Origin of the sequence: Eisenbergiella sp. OF01-20 (assembly GCF_003478085.1) — a bacterium.
In the GTDB taxonomy this organism is placed as follows: Bacteria; Bacillota; Clostridia; order Lachnospirales; family Lachnospiraceae; genus Eisenbergiella.
In genome coordinates this window covers 228,944-254,410 of the sequence record NZ_QUES01000005.1, presented here as the reverse complement: position 1 = coordinate 254,410, position 25,467 = coordinate 228,944, and the positions used below count along the sequence as shown (strand labels likewise).

The window sequence follows — 25,467 nt, the reverse complement described above, 5'->3', positions numbered from 1 at the left end:
TACTATTTGTGCCGCGCCCGAAGGCGCGCGGAATGGAGATTTTTATGAAAGAAAGGCAACTGTTCAGCAGGTCTGCGCATGTATTGTGCAGACCATAAAAAAAGATACCGCAGAAAAGCATAAATCCACCGCCTAAGGTGATTTGGCATGGATTTATGTCCTTAGCGGTATGAGTACGGAACCGTTACGAAGAAAGGAAAACAGAACCATGAAATTTACCTACTGCCCGGACTGCGGCACGAAACTGATACAAAAGGAGATCGGGGATGAAGGGCTGGTGCCCTGGTGTGAATGCTGCAATAAGCCCTTTTTTGATATGTTCTCCACCTGCATTATCGCCCTGGTGGCTGATGAATACGGGGAGGTAGCCCTTCTCCGGCAGGGCTACATTTCCCATAAATACTATAATCTGGTTTCCGGCTATATGAAGCCGGGGGAAACAGCCGAATATACGGCGGTCAGGGAAGTGGAGGAAGAAATCGGTGTACGGGTGGAAAACCTCCGTCCGGCAGGCACCTTTTGGTTTGGCAGGAAGGATATGCTGATGATTGGCTTTCTTGCGGAGGCGAAAAAGAAGAAACTGGAACTTTCGGGGGAAGTGGATGATGCGGTGTGGGTGGATGCTTCCCGGGCGCTGGAGATGGTGCATCCGGAGGGAAGCGTTTCTTATACATTGGTGGAATCCTATTTGAAGGAACAGGAACACAAACGGCAGAAGGGAAGCTCTTTATGAAAATAGACCGTCTTATGGCAATCCTGACCATCCTCCTGCGGCAGGAAAAAATAACGGCGCCTGAACTGGCGGACAGGCTGGAGGTGTCCCGCCGGACCATCAGCCGGGATCTGGATGCGTTATGCCGTGCCGGGATACCGATAGTGACGGAGCAGGGATACGGCGGCGGAATCTCCCTCGCGTCAGGTTTTAAAATCGATAATTCCCTGCTTACGGATAAGGAAAGGGAGGCACTGCTCACAGGCATCCGGGGGCTTGACAGCGTGGCGGCATCGTCTCTGGAGGACAGTCTGCGAGAGAAACTGCGGATGATTCCGGATAAAGATATGGCCCCGCAGGAAACGGTGAATATTGATCTGGCCTCCTTTTATAAGGACAGTCTTACCGGGAAGCTGGATTTACTGAAGGAGGCTATCCGGGAACACCGGCTGGTTTCCTTTCTGTATTATTCCCGTACAGGAGAGGGGAGAAGGCTGGTGGAACCGTACCGGATTGTTTTCCGCTGGTCCTCCTGGTATCTGTTCGCCTATTGCAGGGAACGGCAGGATTTCCGCATGTTTAAGCTGAACCGGCTGTGGAAACCGGAAACCGAAAAGGAATCTTTTTCTCCCCGGCCCGTGCCAAAGGAAAAACTGGACTTTTCCTCCGGCTTTACGGATGAGATAAGGCTGCGTGCCAGGTTTTCGGAACGTGTCAAATACAGGCTGATAGAAGAGTATGGCCCCTCCTCCTTCACGTATATGGAGGATGGGTCACTTTTGGTAGAGGATCTGGGGTTTACCAATTATCCGGTGCTTCTGGAATGGGCGTTGGGGTTTGGGAGCAGCATGGAAGTGCTGGAACCGGAACGGCTCAGACAGGATATCCGTAAGGAAGCGTCCCGGATACTTGGGATGTATGACAGGAAAGATTCGGAGTACTAAGGAACGGCCATGAAATATCTCCGTTTTATGCCGGACGCTCCCGACGCATCCTGTACTGTAAAGCGCATCCGTTCAAACCAAACAGATTCTAACAGGACAGACTGTTGTCCGGTTACTCATGTTATTATGTTAGGCAAAAAACAGGAGATACAGACATGACAACTGCAGAAAAAACAGGGGATAATTGGGAAAAACAGGTAATTGCCCTCCGGATGGATCGACAGCATTTGACTAAGCCGGCGGATTGGGAAGCATATGACAGCCTTTACCGGGATTTGTCACCGGGGCTGAATGTATATTGGCATGGTTTTGGGGAGCCGCCTTGCCTTGTTTTCCGGGCCGCCTTTGATGACTTGGAATATAACCGGGAAAGGCAGCAGAACAGGGAACTGGTAAAAGGAAGATTCCAGAAAGGAAATATCGGGTTTATCCGGGAAGCGGATATGGAGCTTTTTGCCGGACTTTACCGCAAACCCGCAAAGCCGGATGATATCCAGGAAACCATCCTTGCGCTGATAGACAGGGAAGGACCCCTGAATATCGGGCTGATCAAAGAAATGACAGGGCTTTTGGTGAAACAAATCACACCTGCCCTGCACAAACTACAGGAAGCATTCCTTTTATTTGAGGATCAATTCGACGGGGAGTGGGACCGGGAATGGTACCGCTTGGAAGAAATGTTTCCGGATGTGGATGTACAGCGCTATACCAGGGAAGAGGCACTTAAAATCCTGCTTCCGCGGTTCCTTTTCCGCTATGTGGCAGCCTCCGTTAAAAATATGAAGGACTTTTACGGAATACCGGAGCGTGAACTGAAGGCAGCAGCGGATGGTTTGGCGGCCCGGGGAGACTTTGTTCAGCAGGACGGGAAATACTATCTTGCCGCAGACTTTGCGCTCCTGCAGAAACAGGCCCGGGAACCTTTCCGCAAAGTTCTGCTTCTGCACCGGAATGATTGCCTGGTGCGCTGTGAGGAACATCATCTGAAGCAGGAGTACAAGAGGGATGGGATGGATATTCTCCAGTACCTGCTCATTGACGGCACTGTCAGAGGCGCTGTGCTGGGGCATTTCAAATACGGCCCTTATCTTATGGAGGATGTGTGCGTCAGACTTCCGGAGGAGGAGGCGATGGCAAGGAAACAGGAGATCTTGGATGCGATTTATGAGGTAAATGGGAGAGAAGAACCTGTGAAGCATTATATGGGTGTCCCAATATAAGGAACTGTCCGGAAATAACCTGTACGGTTCCCGGGAAAGACAGTCCGGCGCAATTACGGAAAAGGAGCGCCGGATTTTTGTTTTTTGTCAAGAAAAAATAATTTTTTTGAAAAAAATAAAAGGATTCCCGGAATCGGCGCAGAATATAAAAGATAGCGAGCTTATTTTTGTCCGGATACAGGATCCGGGAATGGATTCTGTTATTCCGGCATACTCTGATTAAGCCGGCAGGCAGAAAGGGGACGGATGACAACAATTCGGGAGAATCTGGAGAAGTGGGAAGAGGTGTATTTAAGCCCTTATGCTACGCTGAGCAGGAATTCCTTGGGAAGGCTGAAGGAGGAGGAACCCTGTGATATCAGGCCCGTATTCCAGCGGGATCGGGACAGGATCCTGCACTGCAAGGCATTTCGCAGACTCAAGGACAAAACCCAGGTTTTCCTCACTCCGGAAGGCGATCATTACCGGACTAGGCTGACCCATACCCTGGAGGTTTCCCAGAATGCCAGGACGATTGCCAAAGCGCTGCGGCTGAATGAGGATCTGGCAGAAGCGATAGCGCTGGGGCATGATTTGGGGCATACCCCCTTCGGCCATGCGGGAGAGCGGGCTTTGGACCGTGTCTGTCCCTATGGCTTTGAACACAGTGATCAGAGCGTGCGGACTGTGGATATTCTGGAGAAGGACGGCCAGGGTCTGAATCTGACCTTTGAAGTGAGGGACGGGATCCGCAACCACCAGACCAAAGGGAATCCGGCCACACTGGAGGGAAAAATCGTCAGGCTTTCCGATAAGATTGCTTATATCCATCATGACTGTGATGACGCTGTGCGGGCCGGCATCCTGAGAGAGGAGGACATTCCGGCATCGGTGCAGGACGTGGTGGGAAGGACCACCGGCGAGCGTCTGGATCATTTTATCCATGATATTGTGACGAACAGCTTCGGCAGGAATGATATTTGTATGTCCCCTCCGGTGGAGGAGGCTATGAAAACGCTGCGGGCTTTTATGTTTGAGCGGGTATATACCAACAGGCAGGCAAAAAGCGAAGAGAGCAAGGCGGAACTGCTGGTGGAAACACTGTATGATTATTATCTCCATCATATTGATAAAATATCCGCAGAACTTTTGGAATTAATGGAAAGAGGGGAAGCGAAGGAAAGGATTTGTTGTGACTATATAGGGGCAATGACGGATCGGTTCGCCATTGCACAGTATGAGGAAATTTATATTCCCAAATGCTGGACGGTGAAATAAGCAGGCGAGGTGAGTTAAGGCATGTATTATCCCGATGAGCTGATTGAAGAAGTCAGGATGAAAAATGATATTGTGGAAGTGATTTCAGGCTATGTGCGCCTCCAGAAAAAGGGGGCTAATTATTTTGGCCTGTGTCCTTTCCATAATGAAAAATCGCCTTCCTTTTCCGTATCTCCCGGCAAGCAGATGTACTATTGCTTCGGCTGCGGCGCGGGAGGAAATGTGTACACCTTTATCCAGGAATATGAAAATTATACATTTCCGGAGGCCGTTAAAATGCTGGCGGACCGGGCGGGCGTGAACCTGCCGGAAATTGAGTATTCCGAAGAGGCAAAAAAGGCGGAAGGCAAACGGAGCAGATTGCTGGAAATCAATAAGGAAGCGGCGAAATACTTTTATTTCCAGCTGCGGGCCAGACAGGGAGAAGTGGGATACAGCTATCTGAGGGGCCGTCAGCTGACGGATGAAACCATAAAAAAGTTCGGCCTTGGCTTTGCCAATAAGACGAGCAATGATCTTGTGCAGTATCTGCGCAGCAAAGGTTTTACCCCGGAGCTTATCCATGAAGCGGGGCTGTGCAATGTGGATGAAAAGCACGGGATGTATGATAAATTCTGGAACCGGGTGATTTTTCCCATCGAGGATATCAACCACCGGGTAATCGGGTTCGGCGGCAGGGTGATGGGGGACGGAAGTCCCAAATACCTGAACTCTCCCGAAACGCCTGTTTTTGATAAAAGCAGGAATCTTTACGGGCTGAATTTTGCAAGAACCTCCCGTAAGGGGAATATTATTCTGTGTGAAGGATATATGGATGTAATTGCCATGCACCAGGCCGGTTTCGACCAGGCGGTGGCATCCCTGGGAACTGCCTTTACCATGGGACAGGCCGGTTTGCTGAAGCGCTATACCAGGGAAGTCCTGCTGTCCTATGACAGCGACGGCGCCGGTGTCAAGGCGGCGCTGCGGGCTATCGGTATCCTCAAGGAGTCCGGGCTGACAGGAAAGGTAATCAACCTGGAGCCTTACAAGGATCCGGACGAATTTATGAAAAACCTGGGAAAGGAAGCGTTCCAGGAACGGATCGACCAGGCAGAAAACAGCTTCCTGTTTGAAATCCGTATGCTGGAAAAAGAATTCAATCTCTCCGATCCGGAGGACAAGACCCGGTTCCACAGGGAGATTGCCAGAAAGCTTTGCGATTTTTCCGAGGAAGTGGAACGGGAAAATTATATAGAGGCGGTGGCGGACAAGTATCATATCGGGTTTGAGAATCTGCGGAAGCTGGTGGGAAGCACCGCTGCCAAGACCGGGCTTGCCAGGCCGGTGGAACGTCCCAAATCCGGCATACAGAAAAAAGTGACGCCCGAGGAAAATAGCAGGCGGACACAACGGCTGCTGCTCACCTGGCTGGTAGAGGAGCCTCAGGTTTATCCGAAAATATCCCGGTTTCTGTCTGCGGAGGATTTTACGGAGGAGCTATACGTAAGGGTTGCACAGAGGCTGTTCGCAGGCCTGGAAAAAGGTGAATTAAACGCCGCGTCAATCATCAGCCTGTTTCCCGAGGAGGAAGAGCAGCGGGAGGTTGCCTCCCTTTTTAATACAAAGCTGATAGAACCGGAGACACAATCAGAGAAAGAAAAAGCCTTTCATGATATCCTGGTTTCTGTAAAAAGAATCAGTTATGAATACAATACCAGCCGTCTTGGAACGGATGTAGAAGCGTTAAACCGCGTCATTGAAGGAAAAAAGGCGCTGGAAGAACTTAGCAAAACGCATATTTCCCTGAATTAAGGATAACAATATTAACATGCGCAGGAAGGATGGACTAAGAATGGGCAAAAAGACACAGGAAAAAGCGGATGAGGCAAAAAAGACGAATAACCAGAATGAAAGCGAGCTGACCCCGGAAGAGAGAGCCGCGGCGGAAGCCAAATTTCTGGAAAGAGTAAGAGGCCTTATCGGCGTTGCCAGAAAGAAAAAAAATATTCTGGAATACCAGGAGATCAGCGATTATTTTGCGGATCTGCAGCTGAATGAGGATCAGTTTGATAAACTGCTGGAGCTGCTGGAGCAGAGCAATGTGGATGTGCTGCGTATCACCGAGGATGACGATGATATTCCCGATGAGGAAATCATCCTGTCCGAAGAGGACGAAGTGGATATGGAAAATATCGACCTTTCCGTTCCCGACGGCATCAGCATTGAAGATCCGGTGCGTATGTATCTGAAGGAAATAGGCAAGGTGCCCCTGCTTTCTGCGGAAGAGGAAATCGATCTGGCGCAGAGAATGGAAGTCGGTGATGAAGAAGCCAAAAAGCGTCTGGCGGAAGCCAATCTGCGTCTGGTGGTCAGCATAGCCAAACGATATGTGGGAAGGGGTATGCTGTTCCTGGATCTGATTCAGGAAGGAAATCTGGGCCTTATCAAGGCGGTGGAAAAGTTTGACTATACCAAGGGGTATAAGTTTTCCACCTATGCTACCTGGTGGATCCGCCAGGCGATCACCAGGGCCATTGCGGATCAGGCGAGAACCATCCGTATCCCGGTGCATATGGTGGAAACGATCAACAAGCTTATCCGTGTGAGCAGACAGCTGCTGCAGGAGCTGGGGCGTGAACCTACCCCGGAGGAAATTGCAGAAGAAATGAGCATGCCGGTGGAAAGAGTCAGGGAAATCCTGAAAATATCCCAGGAGCCGGTATCTCTGGAAACCCCTATCGGTGAAGAGGAAGACAGCCATCTGGGTGATTTTATCCAGGATGATAATGTACCGGTGCCCGCAGACGCGGCGGCATTCTCCCTGTTGAAAGAGCAGCTGAACGAGGTGCTGGGCACGCTTACGGAGCGGGAGCAGAAGGTGCTGCGCCTGCGTTTCGGGCTGGATGACGGCAGAGCCAGAACCCTGGAGGAAGTGGGCAAGGAATTCAATGTTACCCGCGAACGTATCCGCCAGATTGAGGCAAAGGCCCTCCGCAAGCTTCGTCATCCCAGCCGCAGCCGTAAGCTGAAGGATTATCTGGATTAAGGAAAAAGAATATGGAATTGTCAAAAAGACTTCATATGGTCGCATCTATGGTGGAAAAAGGAAGTACCGTTGCGGATGTGGGATGTGACCATGGGTATGTGGCGGTGTATTTGATCCGGGAGGGGATTTCCCCCCATGTGTTTGCCATGGATGTTAACGCCGGCCCCCTGGAAAGGGCGAGGGAGCACGTGGAAAGATACGGGCTTGCCTCATACATAGACGTAAGACTTTCCGACGGACTTTCCGGCCTTCCCTGCCGCGGGGGAAGGCCGGAAGCGGATACGCTGCTGGCGGCAGGCATGGGCGGACGCCTGACGGTGAAAATATTGGAAGAGGGCGTGGATAAGCTTTCAGGAATGCGCTGGGTTATCCTGCAGCCCCAGTCGGAGCCATGGCTGGTAAGAAAATCTTTGAGAAATGCAGGATATTTCATTACGGATGAGAATATGATTTTGGAAGAAGGGAAATATTATGCCGTAATGAAGGCGGTGAATCTGGGAAATCTGCCGGATGGCTTTCCTGCCGGCAGGCTTAAGGAAGAAGAACGTTTTTTTTTCAGGAACCGGCCGGAGCTTTCGGAGGAAGAATGGGAACAGGCAGGGGACAGATATGGTTCCTGGCTGCTCATCCGCCGTCATCCGGTTCTTTTTGCATATCTGAAAGACTGCCTGCACAAAAACGACAGTATTTTAAATGGGATAACCGGCCTGACGGAAGCGGACGGCCGCCCGGATAAGACCGGAAAGCGACTGACACAGCTGGAAGAGGAACAGCAGCTGCTGAAACGGCTGCTTACCCTGTATACGGAATGATAACCCTTTTACAGGCATAAGGAGAAAAGCCTATGAAATGCAGTGAGGTAATGGCGAAACTGGAGGAACTTTCCCCTCTTTCCTTTGCGGAAGGCTGGGATAATGTGGGGCTTCTTGTGGGAAGCCGGGAACGGGAAGTGGAATCGGTGATGATTGCGCTGGATGCAACAGATGCGGTTATTGATCAGGCTGTGCTTGCGGGAGCGGATATGCTGCTCACCCATCACCCCCTGATTTTTTCACCTCAAAAACGGATAACGGCAGATGATTTTACCGGGAAACGGATTAGCAAGCTGATCCTGAACGATATCTCCTATTATGCCTGCCATACGAATTTTGACGTGATGGGAATGGGAGATGAGGCGGCGGAACGTCTTGGCCTGGAGGAAAGAAGTGTCCTGGAAATTACTTTTGAGGATGAGCTGTCCCAGGAAGGGATCGGCAGAGCAGGGGTGCTGCCGGAAGACATGACACTGCGGGAATGCGCCGCCTATGTGAAAGAGGTTTTTGATCTGGACAGAGTGAAGGTATTCGGGGAGGAAGGCCGGAAGGTCCGCAGGGCTGCTGTTGTGCCCGGATCAGGCGGCGATTACATCCGAAGCGCGGTAAATGCCGGAGCGGATGTGTATATCTCAGGGGATATCGGACATCATGACGGAATAGACGCGTTGGAACAGGGGCTTGCGGTCATAGATGCCGGACATTTCGGACTTGAGCAGATTTTTGTGCCCTATATGAAGGAGTTTTTAAGCAGGGAGCTTCCTATGCTCCATCTTTTAACCGCAAGGCAGCAGGAACCTTTTTGGTATGAATAGCCACGGACAGAGGAGACGAAATATGGTAAAAGTAACGGTGAACGGCATATGCAGGGAATATGAAGACGGAATTACCTATGAAAGACTGGCACAGGAGCATCAGCAGGAATATGAGCACCGTATTATCCTTGCTGTTGCGGACAATAAAATCAAGGAACTTCATAAAAAAGTGGATAAGGATGTCACCGTGGCTTTCCAGACGTTATCCGACAGAGTGGGACACGACACCTATGTCCGCAGCGCCGTGATGCTTCTCATAAAAGCCATAAGTGATGTGGCAGGCTCTCCGGGAGCGGGTAAGGTCTCCGTGGAATTCACCATCGGTCAGGGGCTTTACTGCATACCGAAGGGAATTCTGGCAGAAAAAGTGACTGCGGCGGACGGAGAAGAGGAAAAACAGATCGATGCCTCATTTGTAGCGAAGGTGAAAGAGCGGATGCGCGCTATGGTGGAGGCCGGGCTTCCGATTACCAAGCAGGCATACCCCACGGATGAAGCCATCGCGTTGTTTGAAGCCCAGGGGATGGACGATAAGGTCAGGCTGTTCCGCTACCGCAGAGGTTCCTATATTAATGTCTATTGTCTGGACGGGTATTATGATTATAATTATGGCTATATGGTGCCGGATACCAGCTATTTACCGTATTTTGACCTGCTCCCTTATAAGAAGGGACTGCTTCTGATGCTTCCCGATCGCTGGGAGCCGGAAACGCTGGAGGAATTTGAACCCAGGGAAAAGCTGTTTCATACCCTTGACCGTTCCAATAACTGGGGGGAGCAGATGGGGATAGAGACAGTGGCGGATTTGAACGACAAAATCTGTGAGGGGAATCTGGCGGAGATGATCCTGGTACAGGAAGCCCTCCAGGAGCGGAGAATTGCGGAGATCGCCGGAGATATTGCCAGACGCGGCAATGTAAAATTTGTAATGATAGCGGGACCGTCCTCCTCCGGGAAAACCACCTTCTCCCACCGCCTGTCCATCCAGCTGAAAACCCATGGCCTGGTGCCCCATCCCATCGCGGTGGATGATTACTTTGTGGATCGCAAAAACACACCCCGTGACAAGGACGGCAATTATAATTATGAATGTCTGGAAGCGATTGACGTGGAAACCTTTAATTCCGATATGGCGGCACTCCTGGCAGGCGAACGGGTGGAAATGCCCCGTTTCAATTTCAAAACAGGGCTGCGGGAATACAAGGGGGATTATCTGCAGCTCGGGCCGGATGATATCCTGGTTATCGAAGGGATACACGGGCTTAACGACCAGCTTTCCCACTCCCTCCCTTTGAAAAGCAAATACAAAATCTATATCAGCGCCCTTACCAGCCTGAATGTGGATGATCATAACCGGATAGCCACAACCGACGGCAGGCTGATCCGGCGTATGGTAAGAGATGCCAGGACCAGGGGCGCCTCCGCTACCCACACCCTGCGTATGTGGGCTTCCGTGCGCAGAGGGGAAGAGGAAAATATTTTCCCTTTTCAGGAAAGCGCGGATGCGATGTTTAATTCCGCCCTTTTGTATGAGCTTGCCGTGCTTAAACAGTTTGCGGAGCCTTTGCTTTACAGCGTGGGTAAAGACGAGCCGGAATATTTTGAAGCCAAACGGCTTCTTAAGTTCCTGGAATATTTTCTGGGCGTGAGCAGCGAAAACCTTCCGAATAATTCCATTGTCCGCGAGTTTGTGGGAGGCAGCTGCTTCCGCGTATAGACAAGCACAGGGCGGAGGTGGGGAGATGTTCGAGGTAGATGTGAAGGCGATTCTTTCTGCCGGGAACGGGATGAATCTGTACAGAGGGTGTTCCCACGGCTGTATTTACTGCGATGCGAGGAGCACCTGCTACCAGGTGCACCCGGACAGGCCATTTGAGGATATCGAAGTAAAGAGGAATGCGCCCAAGCTGCTGGAGCAGGCGCTGCGGGGTAAACGGAAGAAATGCATGATCGGTACGGGAGGAATGAGTGATCCGTATCTGCATGCGGAAAAGAAGCTGGGGCTTACCCGCAGGTGCCTGGAGCTGATTGATGAATATGGCTTCGGAGCGGCCATCCAGACGAAATCCGATTTAATTTTACGGGATTTGGATTTGCTGAAGCGCATAAACAGTAAAACGAAGTGCGTGGTACAGATGACGCTCACTACTTATGAGGAAGATATGTGCCGCCTGATTGAGCCAAATGTATGTACGACGAGGAGGAGAGCGGAGGTATTGGAGATCCTGCGGGATGAAGGGATTCCCACCGTCTGCTGGATGACGCCGATCCTGCCTTTTATCAACGATACACAGGAGAATATCCGCGGACTGCTGGAATACTGCAGCCGGGCGAAAACCTACGGGATTCTTACGTTCGGGATGGGAGTCACCCTGCGGGACGGCGACCGGCAGTATTTTTACCGGAAGCTCGACGCGCATTTTCCGGGCCTCCGGGAAAAATATGTGAAAACCTACGGGGATGCGTACGAGGTGCCTTCCCCGAACCGGGCCGGGCTTATGAGGCTGGTCCGCAGCGTGTGCAGCGAGCAGGGGATCGTCTGTGACAGCGATGAAATTTTCAGGTATCTGTACCGCTTTGAGGACAAGCTGGCCGGGAAACAGATGACCCTGTTTGATTTTTAGGCTTGTCAAGCGGAAGAAAAAAAGATATAGTATATATGGTTATATGGTGTTACCGTTCAGAGTGTGCCGTGCATTTGCCTGAAAGGTAATTCTTTGAACACGCAGGAAGTAAGTAAAATGAATAATCGCGGCTGACCGTTTCTTTCGGGAATACGGCAGGTGAGGAAAGTCCGGGCTTCGCAGGGCAGGATGCCGGATAACGTCCGGTGGAGGTGACTCCAAGGCCAGTGCAATAGAAATATACCGCCCCGCCTTTGGCGGAAAGGGTTTCTCCCTTCGGGGAAAGCCTGGTAAGGGTGGAAAGGCAGTGTAAGAGACTACCGCCCGTCTGGTAACAGACGGGGCACATGTAAACCCCATCCGAAGCAAGACCAAACAGAGAGCAACAGGCTTGCCCGGCCTGCTTTCAGGTAGGTCGCTTGAGGCTGCCGGCAACAGCAGTCCTAGATAGATGATTATTCTCGACATAACCCGGCTTACAGTTTTGCTTATTTTCAATTAAACCGGATCCCGGTTGTCATGGGTATCCGGCTTCCATCAGGAAGAACAGGACACTGGCCTGTTCTTTTCTTTTTGAACGGTAACGGGAAAGATAGTATTGTTTGCAAATGACAATGCGGGGTAAAGATGAAAAATAAAGGAAGATGGAACTTGCCGGTTCTTCTGGGAGCGGCCGCTGTCCTGTTGGCAGCAGGCTGCGGGGAAAACGGGACGGGGCCGGCACAGATAAAGAAAGGTTTGGAGGATGAGGGCGGGGAACGGATCGTTTTTGCCGGAAGCCTGGAGGGGGAGAATGAAGAGAAAGCCCGTGAAATAGCCGAACAGAGTATCGTAAGGCTGGAGGTGGAAGTCAGCGGCACCGGCACCGTTTATTTCGGCAGCGGTATCCTGTGGGATGGGAATGAGGAGCAGCTTGTCATAGTGACTTCCGGGCATCTGCTGAAGGAAGGGGCGCTTCCCCGGGTTATTTTCCCGGGAGGAAAGGAATTATCCGGGGAGACGGCGGGAATCTGCGCGCAGAAAGATATGGGATTTGTGACGGTTCCGATTTCACTTCTGGAAAAAGAGGAGCAGAAGGCGGCCGTGGCCAGCCTTCACCAGCGGATCTTCGATACCCTGGATCAGAGCAGCCGTCTGCTGGTGCTTGGCTGCTCGGAAAACGGGATCGGGGATCAGCTCCGGACAGGAACGCTGAAGGAGAAAGCCTGGTACCGGGAAGAATTCGGAGCGGATATCATGGTACTGGAATGCGAATCCCGGCCGGGTATGTCCGGCGGCGGGGTATTTGACTGTTACGGCAACCTTGTGGGAATGGTGGGAGGCGGCAGCGGAAGCAATACAGCTGCTTTTTCCATGGAAACCGTAAACGAAGGGTATGAAGAAATATTCGGTGTGAAAAGGAATACGGAGGAGTATCGGCCGGGGGCCGGCTGAGATCGCGCACCGCAGCTAATGTGCAGAGCCGTCAGGCTGTTATAAATATTTATCATTAAAACAGAATGCGGATGGTGTGCGGGTTGACAAGAGAAAGAAAACGGGGCAAAATATAGAGGATGCTTTTTGCTCTTATTATAGCATTGGGGTATTTTTTTTAAACAGCAGGCCGTTAAGGCGGAACACAGCAGTCTGATAGGGAGCTTATGCACGGCAGCCCGCTGCGCCGGAACGGAGAAAGAGGTGTAATATGACAAAAATAGATATTTTCTCAGGATTCCTGGGAGCAGGAAAGACGACATTAATCAAGAAGCTTTTAAAGGAAGCTTTGGCGGGAAGCCAGGTGGTGCTGATAGAAAACGAATTCGGGGAAATCGGCATAGACGGTGGCTTCCTGAAAGAGTCAGGCATAGAGATTAAGGAGATGAATTCAGGCTGTATCTGCTGCTCTTTGGTAGGAGATTTCGGGACATCCCTGAAGGAAGTCATGGAAACCTATCATCCCGAAAGGATTCTCATTGAACCCTCCGGCGTGGGCAAGCTTTCCGATGTAATCAAAGCGGTGCAGAATGTGGATATGGGCGGCGAAGTGACCTTAAACAGCGCAGTAGCGGTGGTGGATGCCTCAAAGTGCAGACTGTATATTAAGAATTTCGGTGAATTTTTCATTAACCAGATTGAACATGCAGGAACGATTATTTTGAGCCGGACCGATGTGGCCTCTCCTGCTAAAGTAGAGCAGGCGGTGGCTTTGATCCGTGAGCACAACAGCAGGGCGGTTATTATCACCACCCCTTTAGCTCAGCTGAATGGGGCAGATATCCTGTCAACCATTGAAGGCGGCGTGGATTTGGAAAAACAACTGATGGAGGAAGTGCTGGAAGGGCATGAACATCATCATGGGGAAGAATGCAGCTGCGGCCATGATCATGACCATCACCACGGGGAAGAATGCAGCTGCGGCCATGATCATGACCATCACCATGGGGAAGAATGCGGCTGCGATCACGATCATGACCACCATCATGAGGGGCATGAGCATACCCACGGGGAGGAATGCAGCTGTGGCTGCGGCCACGATCATCACGGCCACCATCATGCGGACGAGGTGTTTACCAGTTGGGGGCTGCAGACGCCTGTTTCCTATACGCAGGAAGAGATATCCGGCATTCTGGAAGAGTTGGAGGATGAAAAGAAGTATGGATTTGTGCTCCGGGCAAAAGGAATGGTGTCTGCGGGAGACGGCAGCTGGGTATACTTTGATTATGTACCCGGAGAAAGCAATGTGCGTGAAGGAAAGCCGGATGTGACCGGTAAGTTCTGTGTTATCGGCTCCGGATTGAACGAAATGGCTCTGGAGGAGCTGTTTGCGAAAAAGAATTAAGATGTCTGTGTACAAGCCGCAGACAGGAAGGGTAGACGATGAAACCTGTATATGTTATCAACGGCTTTTTGGAGAGCGGAAAGACCGAATTTATTACCTATACATTGGAGCAGCCTTATTTCCGGATAAAGGGGAAAACCCTGATCATCCTCTGCGAGGAAGGGGAGAATGAATACGATCCGGCCCTGCTTGCACGCAGCAATTCCTGTTTGGAAATGATAGAGCAGGAGGAGGATTTTACGCCGGACAAGCTTCTGGAGCTTGAGAAAAAGGTGAAGCCGGAGAGAATTATTATTGAATACAACGGCATGTGGAATTTTAAAAACATGAAGATGCCCTGGCACTGGCGTGTGGAACAGCAGATCACGACCATTGACGCTTCCACCTTTTCCATGTATTTTACCAATATGAAATCTCTTCTCGCCGAGATGCTGCGCAATTCGGAAATGATTATATTTAACCGCTGCGACGGTATTGAGGATCTCAACAGTTATAAGCGGAACGTGAAAGCGATTAACCAGCAGGCGGATATTATATTTGAAGACAGCAATGGGGAAATTGATGAAATATTCGAAGAGGATCTTCCCTTCGACTTAAACGGTGATCCCATTGTGCTGGATGACATGGGCTATGGTATCTGGTATATTGATTCCCTGGATCATCTGGATCGTTATGTGGGTAAAAATGTGCAGTTTACCGCTATGGTCATGAAACCGGACGGCTTCCCGAAGAACCATTTTGTGCCGGGCCGTATGGCTATGACCTGCTGCGCCGACGACATGGCATTCCTTGGCTTTGTCTGTATAGCCAAGGAAGCGGATAATTTCCGGGAACAGGACTGGGTGAAGGTGACGGCCAGGGTGGAAAAGGAATTTTGGGCGGATTACGGCGGGGAAGGACCGGTCCTTCACGCCACCAGTGTGGTGAAGGCAAAGGCACCCAAAGATAAAGTCATCAGCTTCGTTTAGGAGATAGGAATGTCGGCGGAAACAGATAAAGAACTGCTGCAGTTAAAGAAACGTTTTCTGGAACTGGCAGAGAAATCATATGCACAGAGTATCTTTACCTTCACAGGCTTCCTGTCCATGGCGGAGCAGGAAGCCTTATTTGAGACAATGAACGGCAGCAAGGGCTATGCCTTCCGCCTTTTCGGAGGCGGGGAAGGCTGTGAAAGACAGATGGCGAGGTTTGGATCCCCGGAGGAACTGGGCTATGAGGAGCCTTTTCCCGTGGAAGCCCTGAAAATCAGTCCTCTGCTGGAAAAATTTGCGGATAATTTCACACACAGGGATTTCCTGGGTGCGGTGATGAATCTGGGGATTGACAGAAGTACGGTGGGTGATATTTTCCTGGAAGGAAGGACCGCCTTCCTTTACTGTACGCAGCGGATAGCTCCCTATATCTGTGAAAACATGAATAAGGTGAAACATACCAGTGTACGCTGTGAGAGGGTGGAAGAAGGGATGGAGGTTCCGGTAAGGGAGCCTGAGAAGCTTTCCCTCATCGTTTCCAGCGAGCGGGTGGATGCCGTTCTGGCAAAGCTCTGGCAGCTTTCCCGGAACCAGAGCCTGGAGCTGTTCCGTACAAAAAAAGTGTTTGTGAACGGAAGGCTGTGTGAAAACAACAGCTGTCCGCTGAAAAACGGGGATATGGTCAGCGCCAGGGGATATGGAAGATTTCTTTATTACGGTGCCATCGGGGAAACGAAAAAGGGCAGGCTGAACGTTTCCGCGGGAGTATACCGGTAACGGAAGGCACAGAGGAGGAAGATAGAAATGTATCATTATACGCTGTCGCAGTGGATGTTCTTTTTTTATTTTTACTGCTTTTTCGGATGGTGTTTTGAATCTGCATATGTATCCATCTGCCAGAAGAAACTGGTAAACAGAGGGTTTATCCGCGGGCCGTTCCTTCCGTTGTATGGTTCCGGGGCAATTATGATGCTTTTGGTATCAAGCCCAATGAAGGGAAATCTGGTGGGGATATATATTGCGGGCTGTATTGGTGCTACCGTTCTGGAGTATGTGACCGGTGTAATCATGGAGGCTCTTTTTAAGGTCCGTTATTGGGACTATTCCCATAAAAAACTGAATTTCCGGGGACAGATATGCCTGGAGTCCACTCTCTGCTGGGGGCTTCTCACCATCCTGATGACCCAGCTTATCCATAAGCCCGTGGAGAGCCTGGCCATGATGATACCTTCCCGGGTCCTGCTTCTGCTGGTGGCGGTTATTTCCGTGCTTTTCATTGCAGACTTTGCTACCTCCTTCCAGGCGGCTATGGATCTGCGGGATATCCTTATCAAGGCAGAGCAGGCCAAGCAGGAGCTGGAGCGCATGCAGAAGCGTCTGGATGTCATCATCGCGGTAGCCAGCAACGAACTGGAAACCAAGAGAGAAAAACGGGAAGAACGCAGGGAGGAGCTTATCGGCGCCATAGAGGATACTTTCCTGCAGATCAGGGATGCGTTTCCCGGTTCCGAGCTTCTTCGGGAGAAAAAAGAGGAGATTATGGAGCTGCGTGACAAGTTTGTGGGCGACAGACGTGTGGGAGAAGAAAAACAGCAGTCCTTTATCCGCAGCTTCTTTAAGCGGAATATGCTGAAGGGCAATCCGACCATGACCTCCCATAAATTCCATGACACATTGGAAGAATTGAAACAATCCGCTGTTGATTATAGGAAAAAAGGAAAAAAATGAAGAAAAAACGGACAGGAATGATGTGCGCTGTGTTTGTGCTTTCCCTGTTGCTGCTGGCCGGCTGCGGCCGTTACGGCCAGGGAGAAACGGCGCAGGACACAGCTCCTGACGGCAGGCCGAAGGTACAGGTAATAACCACGATTTTCCCGCCCTTTGATTTTGTCCGCCGGATAGGGGGCGACTATGTGGAAGTGAATATGCTTCTGAAGCCGGGAATGGAAGCCCATTCCTATGAACCGACCCCCAGGGATATTATCCGGATCACGGAAAGCGATCTGTTTTTGTATGCGGGAGGCGAGTCGGATGTATGGGTGGAGGAGCTTCTGAAGGGGAACGACGCGGAGGTTCGCTCCTACAGCCTCCTTTCCTGGGTGGATCCTCTGGAGGAGGAGTCCCTGGAGGGGATGCAGACAAGAGGCCATTATCATGACGGACATGACCACGAAGGCCGCGGGGAAGAATTTTCCGCTGCTTTGGAAGCGGAACAGGGAACGCATCTGGAGGAAGGGGAGTATGACGAACATGTCTGGACCTCTCCCGCCAATGCCATTCTACTCGTGGAAAAAATAAGAGATACCCTGATTTCCCTGGATCCGGAAAGAGCGGCTGTCTATGAGAAAAATGCGGGTGATTATCTGGAAGAACTGGAACAGCTTGACGCAGATTACCGGGAGGTAACGGAACAGGCGAAGCGCCATACGCTGGTATTCGGGGATCGTTTCCCGTTTCTGTATCTCGTGAGGAATTACGGCCTTTCCTATTATGCCGCGTTTCCGGGCTGCAGCTCGGAAACGGAACCCAGCGCCGCTACCATTGCTTTTCTTACGGATGAAGTGGAGGAGGAACAGATCCCGGTGGTATTCCGTCTGGAACTTTCCAACGGAAAGGTGGCTGAAGCCATCGCAGAGGTGACGGGAACAGAAACGGCAATGCTTCATTCCTGCCATACGCTGACCCGGGAGGAGATGGAACGGGGAGAAACCTACCTGTCCCTGATGAGACAGAACCTGGTACAGCTGGATAAAGCTCTTAACGGATGAAGATATGCCGCCCTCCGTAAGGTAACAGACGGGCGGAAAGGGAGGCGTGGAAAAACAGGCAGGGCCGGGAGGCTGGGAAGGAATCGATCGAATGTCATATATCGTTTGCAAGGATGTCGCTTTTTCATATGAAAACCAGATCGTGGTGTCGGGATTGAGCTTTCAGGTGGATGCCGGGGATTATCTGTGTATTATCGGAGAGAACGGAACGGGGAAAACGACCCTGATGAAGGGGCTGCTGGGACTGAAAAAGCCCTCCGGGGGCACGATCACCGCAGGGGACGGGCTGAAGTCCGCCCAAATCGGCTATGTCCCGCAGCAGGATGCGGTGCAGAGGGATTTTCCGGCCTCGGTGTATGAGGTGGTTTTGTCCGGATGCCTGAACAGCAGAGGGCTGCGGCCCGGTTTCGGTCCGGAGGAGAAGAAAAGGGCGCTTGGTAATATGTCGCTTTTAAATATCAGTGATCTGAAGAATAAAAGTTTTCAGGATTTATCGGGAGGTCAGAGGCAGCGTGTTCTGCTTGCCCGGTCTTTGTGCGCCACGAAGCGGCTGCTTTTGCTGGATGAACCGGCAACAGGTCTGGATCCGGTGGCTACGGAAGAATTTTACGGCGTGCTGGATAACCTGAACAAAAAGCACGCGATTACCATTATCATGGTTTCCCATGATATCCGGGAAGCGGTGGAGCACGCGGATCATATCCTTCATCTTTCCCACAGCGGGTATTTCTTCGGAACAACGAAGGATTACGGGAAGAGCAGCTTTGGAAAAAAATTTCTGGGAGGTCTGGCAGATGCTTGAATATATCGGGGAAATGTTTTCTTACCCATTTATGCAGCGGGCATTCCTGGTGGGTATTCTGGTGTCGTTATGTGCGTCCCTTCTGGGGGTCAGCCTGGTGCTGAAGCGATATTCCATGATAGGGGACGGGCTATCCCATGTGGGCTTCGGCGCTTTGGCGGTGGCTTCCGCGCTGCATATGGCGCCTCTTGCAGTGGCTGTTCCGGTGGTGATTCTGGCGGCGTTTGTGCTGCTGCGTCTGAGTGACAGCGGCAGGCTGAAGGGGGATGCGGCCATTGCCATGATTTCCACGGGGGCGCTGGCAGTGGGGGTGATGGTAGTTTCTGTTACCACAGGGATGAACTCCGATCTGAACAGCTATATGTTCGGATCTATTTTGGCTATGAGCAAAAGTGATGTGGTGCTGAGTGCAGTGCTGTCGGTTATTGTGCTCGTGCTGTATTTGTTCTTTTATGATAAGATATTTGCGGTGACCTTTGATACGGTTTTTGCCAGGGCGACCGGGATACGCACAGGGCTGTACAACATGCTTCTGGCTGTGCTTACGGCGGTTACGGTAGTGCTGGGCATGCGGATGATGGGAGCGCTTCTCATATCCAGCCTGATCATTTTCCCGGCGCTGACCGCCATGCGGGTCTGCAAATGCTATCGGAGTGTGATTCTGTGTTCGGTGGCACTTTCCGTCATCAGCTTCGTGCTGGGGATGACGGTCTCTTTCCTGCTGGCTACCCCGGCGGGAGCGAGCATTGTTATTGTGGATATCGTCCTGTACGTTATTTTCTGGGCGGCCGGTGCCGTCCGGGGAAGATAGATAACAGCCCTTATACCGAATGTGCTGTACGGTATAAGGGCTGTTTTGAACATAAGGATGGCCGGGGGAGCGTGTCCCCGTTGCTTTTATATATTTTCACGGATACGGATGTCCACGGTGGTGTAGTGGTATTCTTTTTCCGGCTTTTCCCCGGTGGTCAGGCAGGAAAACAGCAAATCCAGGGGTTTTGTGCCCTGTATGAGCGGCTGCTGGCAGATCGTGGCGGCGATAACTCCCTGAAGCACCATGTCCCTTGTGGTGGAAACCTTATCACAGGATATAATCGTAATATCCTTCCTGCCTGCGGCAAGCACTGCACGGCAGCCGCCGTAGACACCGCCCGCAGCAAAATAAAGGGCGTTGATTTCCGGATGCTCTCTCAGCAGGGCCAGGGTACGGTCATAGCTTTCAAATTCGTCATCGCTGTTCTCGATGGTTCCCACAATGCGGATACCCGGGTAATGGGATTCTATCCGGTCGCGGAAGCCGGCGATCCGGTCCGTATGGCAGAGCACCTTGGAGGAACCGGTGACAATGCCGGCGTAGACTTCGTTTCCCGCAATTAAATGCATCAGGCCTGCTGCCGTTTCCCCGGAACGGTAGAAATTGCAGCCTACATAGGCAAGTCTGCTTGAATTCTCGATGTCGGTATTGGTGGTGATGACCGGAATACCCCGGCCGTCCAGTTCATTTATTTTATCGGAGATGAGAGGGTCATTATAGGGAGAGAGCACGATGCCGCTCACGCCCTGGGATACCATTTCATCCATGGCATCCAGCTGCGCCGTAAGATCAAACCCCACCCTGGTGACAAGTACGGAACAGTTATAGCCGCCAAGCTCCTGGGATTTCCGGTTCACGCCCTCGAGCACATCGTCAAAAAAAGGATTTCCCGTGTCAAACAGAATGACGCCGATTTTCAGGTTTTTCTTCTGGGCGGCAAGGACAATGCCTGCTTTATTGGGCTTATAATCAAGGGCCTGTGCGATTTCCAGAATTTTCCGGGCGGTCCGGGGATTCACCGCGCCGCGGTTATTCAGGACGCGATCCACCGTGCCGCGGGAGACGCCGGCCAGTTCGGCAATTTCCTTTATTGTAGCCATGTCTTGTTCACCTCTGCTTCCGTGTTATGCTTCATTCTCATTTACCGTAACATAAATAGAGGGCAAAGTCAATTTGGGAACCCTGGAAACCGTGTGCGTGCAACACAAAACGGCAGAATCCACAAAAAGAAGGGCGCAGAACCTGTGAAAACGGCGATAGATTGTGTATTTTTACGAAATTTATAATCCCCATTGATTTTTGGATGAAAATCATTTATCATGAAAGTAACGTGCACGGGCACGTAAGGCGGGGCTGCCGTATGTGGCCATGCCCGGTTTCTCTTAGGCTGCCGGTATCCGGCAGGTGTCAGGAAAACGGAAATGCCGGGCAGCTAAACAATAATACGTTAAACAGGAGAAGAAAGGACGGGAGGCGCAGAATGTTATACATAGGCGTGGATCTTGGAACATCGGCGGTAAAGCTGCTGCTGATGGATGAAAAGGGAGCGATCAGGAAGATTGTGTCAAAGGAATACCCTTTGTTTTTCCCTCATCCGGGCTGGTCTGAGCAGAAGCCGGAGGATTGGTTTGAGCAGACCATGGCAGGATTAAAGGAACTGGTATCGGATTGTGACAAGTCACAGGTAGCAGGCATCAGTTTCGGCGGACAGATGCATGGACTCGTTATTCTGGATAAGGAGGACAAGGTAATCCGTCCTGCGATTCTCTGGAATGACGGCAGAACCGGTGAGGAAACCGATTATCTGAACCAGGTGATAGGCAAGGATAAGCTGTCGGAATATACGGCCAACATCGCATTTGCGGGCTTTACCGCACCCAAGGTGCTGTGGGTGAAAAACAAAGAACCTGAGAATTTTGCAAGAATAGAAAAGATCATGCTGCCCAAGGATTATCTGGCATACAAGCTTTCCGGCGTACACTGTACGGATGTATCCGATGCCTCCGGCATGCTGCTTTTTGATGTGAAGAACCGCTGCTGGTCGGAAGAAATGTGTGATATCTGCGGAATCCGCAGGGAACAGCTGGCGGATGTCTTTGAAAGCTATGAGGTGGTGGGCAGCCTGCTCCCTGAAATCGCACAGGAGCTGGGTCTTTCCTCTGAGGTGAATGTAATTGCCGGCGCCGGAGACAATGCGGCCGCCGCTGTGGGAACGGGTACCGTAGGTGATGGGATGTGCAATATTTCCCTGGGAACCAGCGGAACGGTTTTTATCTCCTCCAAAAGCTTCTGCGTGGACAGCAACAATGCGCTGCACGCGTTTGCCCATGCGGACGGCAAGTATCATCTGATGGGCTGCATGCTCAGCGCCGCATCCTGCAACAAATGGTGGATGGACGATATTATCGGAACCGGCGATTATGCGAAGGAACAGGCGGAGATTACCGGTCTGGGAGAAAACCATGTGTTCTTCCTTCCTTATCTGATGGGAGAGCGTTCTCCTCATAACAATCCCAATGCAAGGGGAACCTTTATCGGGATGACGATGGATACCACAAGATCCGATATGACGCAGGCGGTACTGGAAGGGGTTGCTTTTGCCCTGAGGGATTCCTTTGAGGTGGCTAAATCCCTGGGTATCCGCATTGAAAGGACCAAAATCTGCGGCGGAGGCGCCAAGAGCCCTCTGTGGAAGAAGATTATGGCAAATGTGCTGGGAATCAAGGTGGATATGATTGAAAGCGAAGAAGGACCGGGCTACGGCGGCGCCATTCTGGCGGCAGTAGGCTGCGGGGAATTCGCAAGTGTGGAAGAAGCGGCAGATAAGCTGGTTAAGGTAGTGGGAACAGTGGAACCGGATCCGGAGCTTACCGCCAGATACGAAGAGCGATATCAGCAGTTCAGGCAGATATATCCCGCATGCAGGGAGCTTTTTGATAAAATCATTTAAAGTATCCAATGCCATTTCTAAATGGCTGGAATAAAGGAAAGGAGGAAAGAAGGATGGAAATTAAAAAAGTGACGGACGCCGCCTTCCGGAAATACGGAAAGGTAGTGGAAAATGTGGACTTTACAGCTCTTGTGGAGGAACTGGAAAAGACCCCATGTACCGCTGAAGTGGTATATGAACCCAGTGTTCCGCAGCTGGAAGCGCTGCCTGTATATAAGGAAGTACAGGATGTGTCCTATGGCGAAATGCCTATCCAGATAGGGTTCTGCAATGGAAATAACTATAAGCTGAACGCTTTGGAATATCACAGAACCTCTGAAATTGATGTTGCTGCATCGGATCTGATCCTGCTGCTCGGATGGCAGGCGGATATCGGGGAAGGCTACACCTACGATACCTCTAAGGTGGAGGCATTCCTGCTTCCCAAGGGAGTCGCGGTGGAGCTGTATGCAACAACTCTGCATTATGCGCCCTGCAACAGCGGGGAAGAAGGATTCCGCTGTGCGATCATCCTTCCGGACGGAACCAATCTTCCTCTGGATGAGAATCACTATGCAGGCGGAGAAGACGCTCTGATTACGGCAAAGAACAAATGGCTTATCGGCCATGCCGAGGGCGGACTCCCGGAAGGCTGCCATATTGGTCTGAAGGGTGAAAATATCTGCGTAAAGTAATAGGTTATGCGGCCTGAGGCCGCGGAAGGAGAGCATGGGACACGCTGTGTCCCAGAGAAGAAGCAGCCAGCTGCTTCTTCCCCCTTTATTTTAATGCGGCCTGAGGCCGCGGAAGGAGAGGAAAGACATGAACAACATGCCGAAAGAAAAAATCGCTGTAGTAGCGGTAAGCCGTGACTGCTTCCCTATGGATTTATCTGTATCCAGAAGAAAAGCGGTGGTTGCAGCTTACAAGGAGAAATATGGGGATGGCCTGTATGAATGCCCTGTATGTATCGAAAATGAAATTGATATGAGAAAAGCCCTGGCTGACGTAAAGGAAGCCGGCTGCAATGCCATTGTGGTTTATCTTGGCAACTTCGGGCCGGAAACACCGGAAACCCTGCTGATCAAGGAATTTGACGGACCGGCTATGGTAGTGGCTGCGGCGGAGGAAACCGGAGACAATCTGGTTGGCGGCAGAGGCGACGCTTACTGCGGTGTTCTGAATGCCAGCTATAACCTGAAGCTTCGTAACCTGAAAGCATATCTTCCGGAATATCCGGTGGGAACCGCTTCCGAATGTGCGGACATGATCGCAGAGTTCGCGCCCATCGCAAGAGCTGTCATCGGATTGAAGAACCTGAAAATCATTTCCTTCGGCCCCCGTCCGAAAGACTTTATGGCCTGCAACGCACCTATCAAGCAGCTGTTTAACCTGGGTGTGGAAATTGAAGAAAATTCCGAACTGGATCTGTTCGAAGCCTTTAACAAACATGCCGGAGACGAGAGAATCCCGGAAGTAGTGAAGGATATGGAAGAAGAACTGGGAACCGGAAACAAGAAGCCTGAAATTTTAACCAGACTGGCTCAGTATGAACTGACGCTGCTTGACTGGATTGAAGAACATAAGGGAAGCCGTGATTTCGTTGCTATTGCCGGAAAATGCTGGCCTGCATTCCAGACACAGTTCGGCTGCGTTCCCTGCTATGTAAACAGCCGCCTTACGAAGAGAGGAATTCCGGTATCCTGTGAAGTTGATATTTACGGAGCCCTCAGCGAGTTCATCGGAACCGTAGTCAGCGATGATGTGGTTACCCTGCTGGATATCAACAATACGGTGCCTGCCGATATGTTTGATACGGATATCAAAGGTAAATATGATTATACACAGAAAGATACCTTCATGGGCTTCCACTGCGGAAATACCGCATCCAGCAAGCTGTCCTTCTGCGAGATGAAATATCAGCTTATCATGGCAAGAAACCTTCCGGAAGAAGTAACCCAGGGAACTCTCGAAGGAGATATCATCCCGGGAGATATTACCTTCTACCGTCTGCAGAGCACCGCAGATGCCAAGCTGCGCGCTTATATTGCGCAGGGTGAAGTCCTGCCTGTTGCAACCCGTTCCTTTGGCGGAATCGGCGTATTCGCAATCCCTGAAATGGGACGTTTCTACCGTCATGTACTGGTTGAGAAGAATTATCCTCACCACGGTGCGGTTGCTTTCGGACATTTCGGAAAAGCACTGTATGAAGTATTCAAATATATCGGTGTGGAAACGGATGAAATCAACTTCAATCAGCCTAAGGGAATGATGTATCCGACTGAGAATCCCTTTGCATAATAAAGTTATATGAATAAGGAAGCCGCAGGAGTTTCGCGTGGGGTGGCGCGAAATTCTCCTGCGGCTTTTTTGGATATAAGATGATTAAGAGCATGGCATCCGTTTTTTTAACTGCGCAACTTCAGCGCCTGGATAATGAGATCATAAATAATCCGCTGTTCTTTTGGTGACATCTCGGCCACCAGGTACATGATACGGTCCGGGATATAATCCATTGCCTGTCTGTTGGAGCACGGAATGTTTATAAAAAGCTGGTCGATGGGAATTTCCAGCCCGTCTGCAACTTTCATAACGCTTTCAATGGTGGGATTCTTTTCCCCTCTTTCCAGCTGGCCGATATAAGTGGGATGCAGACTGCATTTTTCTGCCAGCTCTTCCTGGCTTAAACGCTTTTCTTTACGAAATCCCCGTATCCTTGCCCCTACTAATTTTGTAATAGTATCCATAGTTTTGCCCTCCCATTACAGACTATAAATATGGAAGTTATCTTTCAATATACGATTAATATTTATTGACAGAATATATATACTTTAAATATTATTTGTAAAAATATATATACAATAAATATCTAAATCCGGCTTTACATGGCCGTATGCAGGTTAGTAAAACGGAAAAACAAAAAAAGGAACCTCCGATGTTTTTTGAAAACATC

General features: G+C 50.8%; 23 protein-coding genes and 1 other RNA gene. 22 read left to right on the top strand and 2 right to left on the bottom strand.

Annotated elements, in window-relative coordinates:
* The first annotated feature begins 208 nt into the window (after nucleotides 1-208).
* From DXA36_RS09700 to DXA36_RS09605, 19 genes are all read left to right on the top strand, one after another.
* Entirely contained in the window at nucleotides 209-733 is a 525-nt protein-coding gene (locus DXA36_RS09700; protein ID WP_118678553.1) for an NAD(+) diphosphatase, read from the top strand.
* Entirely contained in the window at nucleotides 730-1,656 is a 927-nt protein-coding gene (locus DXA36_RS09695; RefSeq protein WP_118678545.1) for a helix-turn-helix transcriptional regulator, read from the top strand. Before DXA36_RS09700 ends, DXA36_RS09695 begins: the two co-directional genes overlap by 4 nt.
* Nucleotides 1,657-1,811: 155 nt before the next feature.
* Entirely contained in the window at nucleotides 1,812-2,876 is a 1,065-nt protein-coding gene (locus DXA36_RS09690; RefSeq protein WP_118678543.1) for a DNA glycosylase AlkZ-like family protein, read from the top strand.
* A 246-nt stretch (nucleotides 2,877-3,122) separates the two neighbouring features.
* Nucleotides 3,123-4,133 carry a deoxyguanosinetriphosphate triphosphohydrolase gene (locus DXA36_RS09680; RefSeq protein ID WP_118678539.1) on the top strand — a complete coding sequence of 337 codons (1,011 nt, stop codon included), beginning with the start codon at nucleotides 3,123-3,125 and terminating at the stop codon, nucleotides 4,131-4,133.
* A gap of 21 nt (nucleotides 4,134-4,154) precedes the next feature.
* A complete protein-coding gene (dnaG, locus tag DXA36_RS09675) occupies nucleotides 4,155-5,927 on the top strand; it encodes a DNA primase (protein WP_118678537.1) in 1,773 nt (590 codons plus the stop codon).
* A gap of 40 nt (nucleotides 5,928-5,967) precedes the next feature.
* Nucleotides 5,968-7,161: an RNA polymerase sigma factor RpoD gene (gene rpoD, locus DXA36_RS09670; RefSeq protein WP_243114598.1), complete on the top strand. Its 1,194-nt coding sequence runs from the start codon at nucleotides 5,968-5,970 to the stop codon at nucleotides 7,159-7,161.
* A gap of 11 nt (nucleotides 7,162-7,172) precedes the next feature.
* Nucleotides 7,173-7,973, top strand: a complete 801-nt coding sequence (locus tag DXA36_RS09665) for a class I SAM-dependent methyltransferase (RefSeq protein ID WP_118678535.1) — start codon at nucleotides 7,173-7,175, stop codon at nucleotides 7,971-7,973.
* Nucleotides 7,974-8,005: 32 nt separating this feature from the next.
* Complete coding sequence (locus DXA36_RS09660; RefSeq protein WP_118678533.1) at nucleotides 8,006-8,788, top strand: Nif3-like dinuclear metal center hexameric protein; 783 nt, start codon at nucleotides 8,006-8,008, stop codon at nucleotides 8,786-8,788.
* Nucleotides 8,789-8,810: 22 nt separating this feature from the next.
* On the top strand, nucleotides 8,811-10,505 hold the full coding sequence (locus DXA36_RS09655; RefSeq protein WP_118678531.1) for a nucleoside kinase: 1,695 nt from the start codon (nucleotides 8,811-8,813) through the stop codon (nucleotides 10,503-10,505).
* 25 nt (nucleotides 10,506-10,530) lie between these two features.
* Nucleotides 10,531-11,412 carry an SPL family radical SAM protein gene (locus DXA36_RS09650; RefSeq protein ID WP_118678529.1) on the top strand — a complete coding sequence of 294 codons (882 nt, stop codon included), beginning with the start codon at nucleotides 10,531-10,533 and terminating at the stop codon, nucleotides 11,410-11,412.
* A gap of 109 nt (nucleotides 11,413-11,521) precedes the next feature.
* Nucleotides 11,522-11,907, top strand: an RNA gene (rnpB, locus tag DXA36_RS09645) — RNase P RNA component class A.
* A 132-nt stretch (nucleotides 11,908-12,039) separates the two neighbouring features.
* Nucleotides 12,040-12,846 (top strand): S1 family peptidase, encoded by an 807-nt coding sequence (locus DXA36_RS09640; RefSeq protein ID WP_118678527.1) that lies wholly within the window; start codon nucleotides 12,040-12,042, stop codon nucleotides 12,844-12,846.
* 250 nt (nucleotides 12,847-13,096) lie between these two features.
* Nucleotides 13,097-14,230, top strand: a complete 1,134-nt coding sequence (locus DXA36_RS09635; RefSeq protein ID WP_118678525.1) for a GTP-binding protein — start codon at nucleotides 13,097-13,099, stop codon at nucleotides 14,228-14,230.
* 38 nt (nucleotides 14,231-14,268) lie between these two features.
* Complete coding sequence (locus tag DXA36_RS09630) at nucleotides 14,269-15,198, top strand: TIGR03943 family putative permease subunit (RefSeq protein ID WP_118678523.1); 930 nt, start codon at nucleotides 14,269-14,271, stop codon at nucleotides 15,196-15,198.
* Between the two features lie 9 nt (nucleotides 15,199-15,207).
* Nucleotides 15,208-15,978, top strand: coding sequence for a YlmH/Sll1252 family protein (locus DXA36_RS09625; RefSeq protein WP_118678521.1), 771 nt, complete (start codon nucleotides 15,208-15,210; stop codon nucleotides 15,976-15,978).
* 27 nt (nucleotides 15,979-16,005) lie between these two features.
* Nucleotides 16,006-16,929 carry a putative ABC transporter permease gene (locus DXA36_RS09620; RefSeq protein ID WP_118678519.1) on the top strand — a complete coding sequence of 308 codons (924 nt, stop codon included), beginning with the start codon at nucleotides 16,006-16,008 and terminating at the stop codon, nucleotides 16,927-16,929.
* Nucleotides 16,926-17,969 carry a metal ABC transporter substrate-binding protein gene (locus DXA36_RS09615; protein ID WP_118678517.1) on the top strand — a complete coding sequence of 348 codons (1,044 nt, stop codon included), beginning with the start codon at nucleotides 16,926-16,928 and terminating at the stop codon, nucleotides 17,967-17,969. The genes DXA36_RS09620 and DXA36_RS09615 overlap by 4 nt, the downstream gene beginning before the upstream one ends.
* A gap of 91 nt (nucleotides 17,970-18,060) precedes the next feature.
* The gene (locus tag DXA36_RS09610; protein WP_118678591.1) at nucleotides 18,061-18,771 is read left to right on the top strand and encodes a metal ABC transporter ATP-binding protein; all 711 of its coding nucleotides are present in this window, start codon (nucleotides 18,061-18,063) and stop codon (nucleotides 18,769-18,771) included.
* Nucleotides 18,764-19,582: a metal ABC transporter permease gene (locus DXA36_RS09605; protein ID WP_118678515.1), complete on the top strand. Its 819-nt coding sequence runs from the start codon at nucleotides 18,764-18,766 to the stop codon at nucleotides 19,580-19,582. Before DXA36_RS09610 ends, DXA36_RS09605 begins: the two co-directional genes overlap by 8 nt.
* Nucleotides 19,583-19,668: 86 nt before the next feature.
* Here DXA36_RS09605 and DXA36_RS09600 read toward each other — a convergent pair whose 3' ends face one another.
* The gene (locus DXA36_RS09600; protein ID WP_118678513.1) at nucleotides 19,669-20,685 is read right to left on the bottom strand and encodes a LacI family DNA-binding transcriptional regulator; all 1,017 of its coding nucleotides are present in this window, start codon (nucleotides 20,683-20,685) and stop codon (nucleotides 19,669-19,671) included.
* 380 nt (nucleotides 20,686-21,065) lie between these two features.
* On the opposite strand from DXA36_RS09600, the gene xylB reads away from it, so the two are divergent.
* The 3 genes from xylB (at nucleotide 21,066) to DXA36_RS09585 (ending at nucleotide 24,815) form a co-directional block, all read left to right on the top strand.
* Nucleotides 21,066-22,535 carry a xylulokinase gene (gene xylB, locus DXA36_RS09595; protein ID WP_118678589.1) on the top strand — a complete coding sequence of 490 codons (1,470 nt, stop codon included), beginning with the start codon at nucleotides 21,066-21,068 and terminating at the stop codon, nucleotides 22,533-22,535.
* A gap of 53 nt (nucleotides 22,536-22,588) precedes the next feature.
* Nucleotides 22,589-23,209, top strand: a complete 621-nt coding sequence (locus tag DXA36_RS09590; RefSeq protein WP_118678511.1) for a DUF4867 family protein — start codon at nucleotides 22,589-22,591, stop codon at nucleotides 23,207-23,209.
* Between the two features lie 127 nt (nucleotides 23,210-23,336).
* Complete coding sequence (locus DXA36_RS09585) at nucleotides 23,337-24,815, top strand: L-fucose/L-arabinose isomerase family protein (protein ID WP_118678509.1); 1,479 nt, start codon at nucleotides 23,337-23,339, stop codon at nucleotides 24,813-24,815.
* 107 nt (nucleotides 24,816-24,922) lie between these two features.
* On the opposite strand, the gene DXA36_RS09580 is transcribed toward DXA36_RS09585, so the two are convergent.
* Nucleotides 24,923-25,261 (bottom strand): helix-turn-helix domain-containing protein, encoded by a 339-nt coding sequence (locus tag DXA36_RS09580; protein ID WP_118678507.1) that lies wholly within the window; start codon nucleotides 25,259-25,261, stop codon nucleotides 24,923-24,925.
* Nucleotides 25,262-25,467: the final 206 nt, after the last annotated feature.

What these genes read in the sequence shown, in the direction of transcription:
- DXA36_RS09625 (WP_118678521.1), top strand. Translation starts at nt 15,208, where the DNA reads ATGTCGGCGGAAACAGATAAAGAACTGCTGCAGTTAAAGAAACGTTTT.
- DXA36_RS09655 (WP_118678531.1), top strand. Translation starts at nt 8,811, where the DNA reads ATGGTAAAAGTAACGGTGAACGGCATATGCAGGGAATATGAAGACGGA.
- rpoD (WP_243114598.1), top strand. Translation starts at nt 5,968, where the DNA reads ATGGGCAAAAAGACACAGGAAAAAGCGGATGAGGCAAAAAAGACGAAT.
- DXA36_RS09700 (WP_118678553.1), top strand. Translation starts at nt 209, where the DNA reads ATGAAATTTACCTACTGCCCGGACTGCGGCACGAAACTGATACAAAAG.
- xylB (WP_118678589.1), top strand. Translation starts at nt 21,066, where the DNA reads ATGTTATACATAGGCGTGGATCTTGGAACATCGGCGGTAAAGCTGCTG.
- DXA36_RS09610 (WP_118678591.1), top strand. Translation starts at nt 18,061, where the DNA reads ATGTCATATATCGTTTGCAAGGATGTCGCTTTTTCATATGAAAACCAG.
- DXA36_RS09580 (WP_118678507.1), bottom strand. Translation starts at nt 25,261, where the DNA reads ATGGATACTATTACAAAATTAGTAGGGGCAAGGATACGGGGATTTCGT.
- DXA36_RS09605 (WP_118678515.1), top strand. Translation starts at nt 18,764, where the DNA reads ATGCTTGAATATATCGGGGAAATGTTTTCTTACCCATTTATGCAGCGG.
- dnaG (WP_118678537.1), top strand. Translation starts at nt 4,155, where the DNA reads ATGTATTATCCCGATGAGCTGATTGAAGAAGTCAGGATGAAAAATGAT.
- DXA36_RS09635 (WP_118678525.1), top strand. Translation starts at nt 13,097, where the DNA reads ATGACAAAAATAGATATTTTCTCAGGATTCCTGGGAGCAGGAAAGACG.
- DXA36_RS09695 (WP_118678545.1), top strand. Translation starts at nt 730, where the DNA reads ATGAAAATAGACCGTCTTATGGCAATCCTGACCATCCTCCTGCGGCAG.
- DXA36_RS09660 (WP_118678533.1), top strand. Translation starts at nt 8,006, where the DNA reads ATGAAATGCAGTGAGGTAATGGCGAAACTGGAGGAACTTTCCCCTCTT.
- DXA36_RS09640 (WP_118678527.1), top strand. Translation starts at nt 12,040, where the DNA reads ATGAAAAATAAAGGAAGATGGAACTTGCCGGTTCTTCTGGGAGCGGCC.
- DXA36_RS09600 (WP_118678513.1), bottom strand. Translation starts at nt 20,685, where the DNA reads ATGGCTACAATAAAGGAAATTGCCGAACTGGCCGGCGTCTCCCGCGGC.
- DXA36_RS09620 (WP_118678519.1), top strand. Translation starts at nt 16,006, where the DNA reads ATGTATCATTATACGCTGTCGCAGTGGATGTTCTTTTTTTATTTTTAC.
- DXA36_RS09650 (WP_118678529.1), top strand. Translation starts at nt 10,531, where the DNA reads ATGTTCGAGGTAGATGTGAAGGCGATTCTTTCTGCCGGGAACGGGATG.
- DXA36_RS09690 (WP_118678543.1), top strand. Translation starts at nt 1,812, where the DNA reads ATGACAACTGCAGAAAAAACAGGGGATAATTGGGAAAAACAGGTAATT.
- DXA36_RS09615 (WP_118678517.1), top strand. Translation starts at nt 16,926, where the DNA reads ATGAAGAAAAAACGGACAGGAATGATGTGCGCTGTGTTTGTGCTTTCC.
- DXA36_RS09680 (WP_118678539.1), top strand. Translation starts at nt 3,123, where the DNA reads ATGACAACAATTCGGGAGAATCTGGAGAAGTGGGAAGAGGTGTATTTA.
- DXA36_RS09585 (WP_118678509.1), top strand. Translation starts at nt 23,337, where the DNA reads ATGAACAACATGCCGAAAGAAAAAATCGCTGTAGTAGCGGTAAGCCGT.
- DXA36_RS09665 (WP_118678535.1), top strand. Translation starts at nt 7,173, where the DNA reads ATGGAATTGTCAAAAAGACTTCATATGGTCGCATCTATGGTGGAAAAA.
- DXA36_RS09630 (WP_118678523.1), top strand. Translation starts at nt 14,269, where the DNA reads ATGAAACCTGTATATGTTATCAACGGCTTTTTGGAGAGCGGAAAGACC.
- DXA36_RS09590 (WP_118678511.1), top strand. Translation starts at nt 22,589, where the DNA reads ATGGAAATTAAAAAAGTGACGGACGCCGCCTTCCGGAAATACGGAAAG.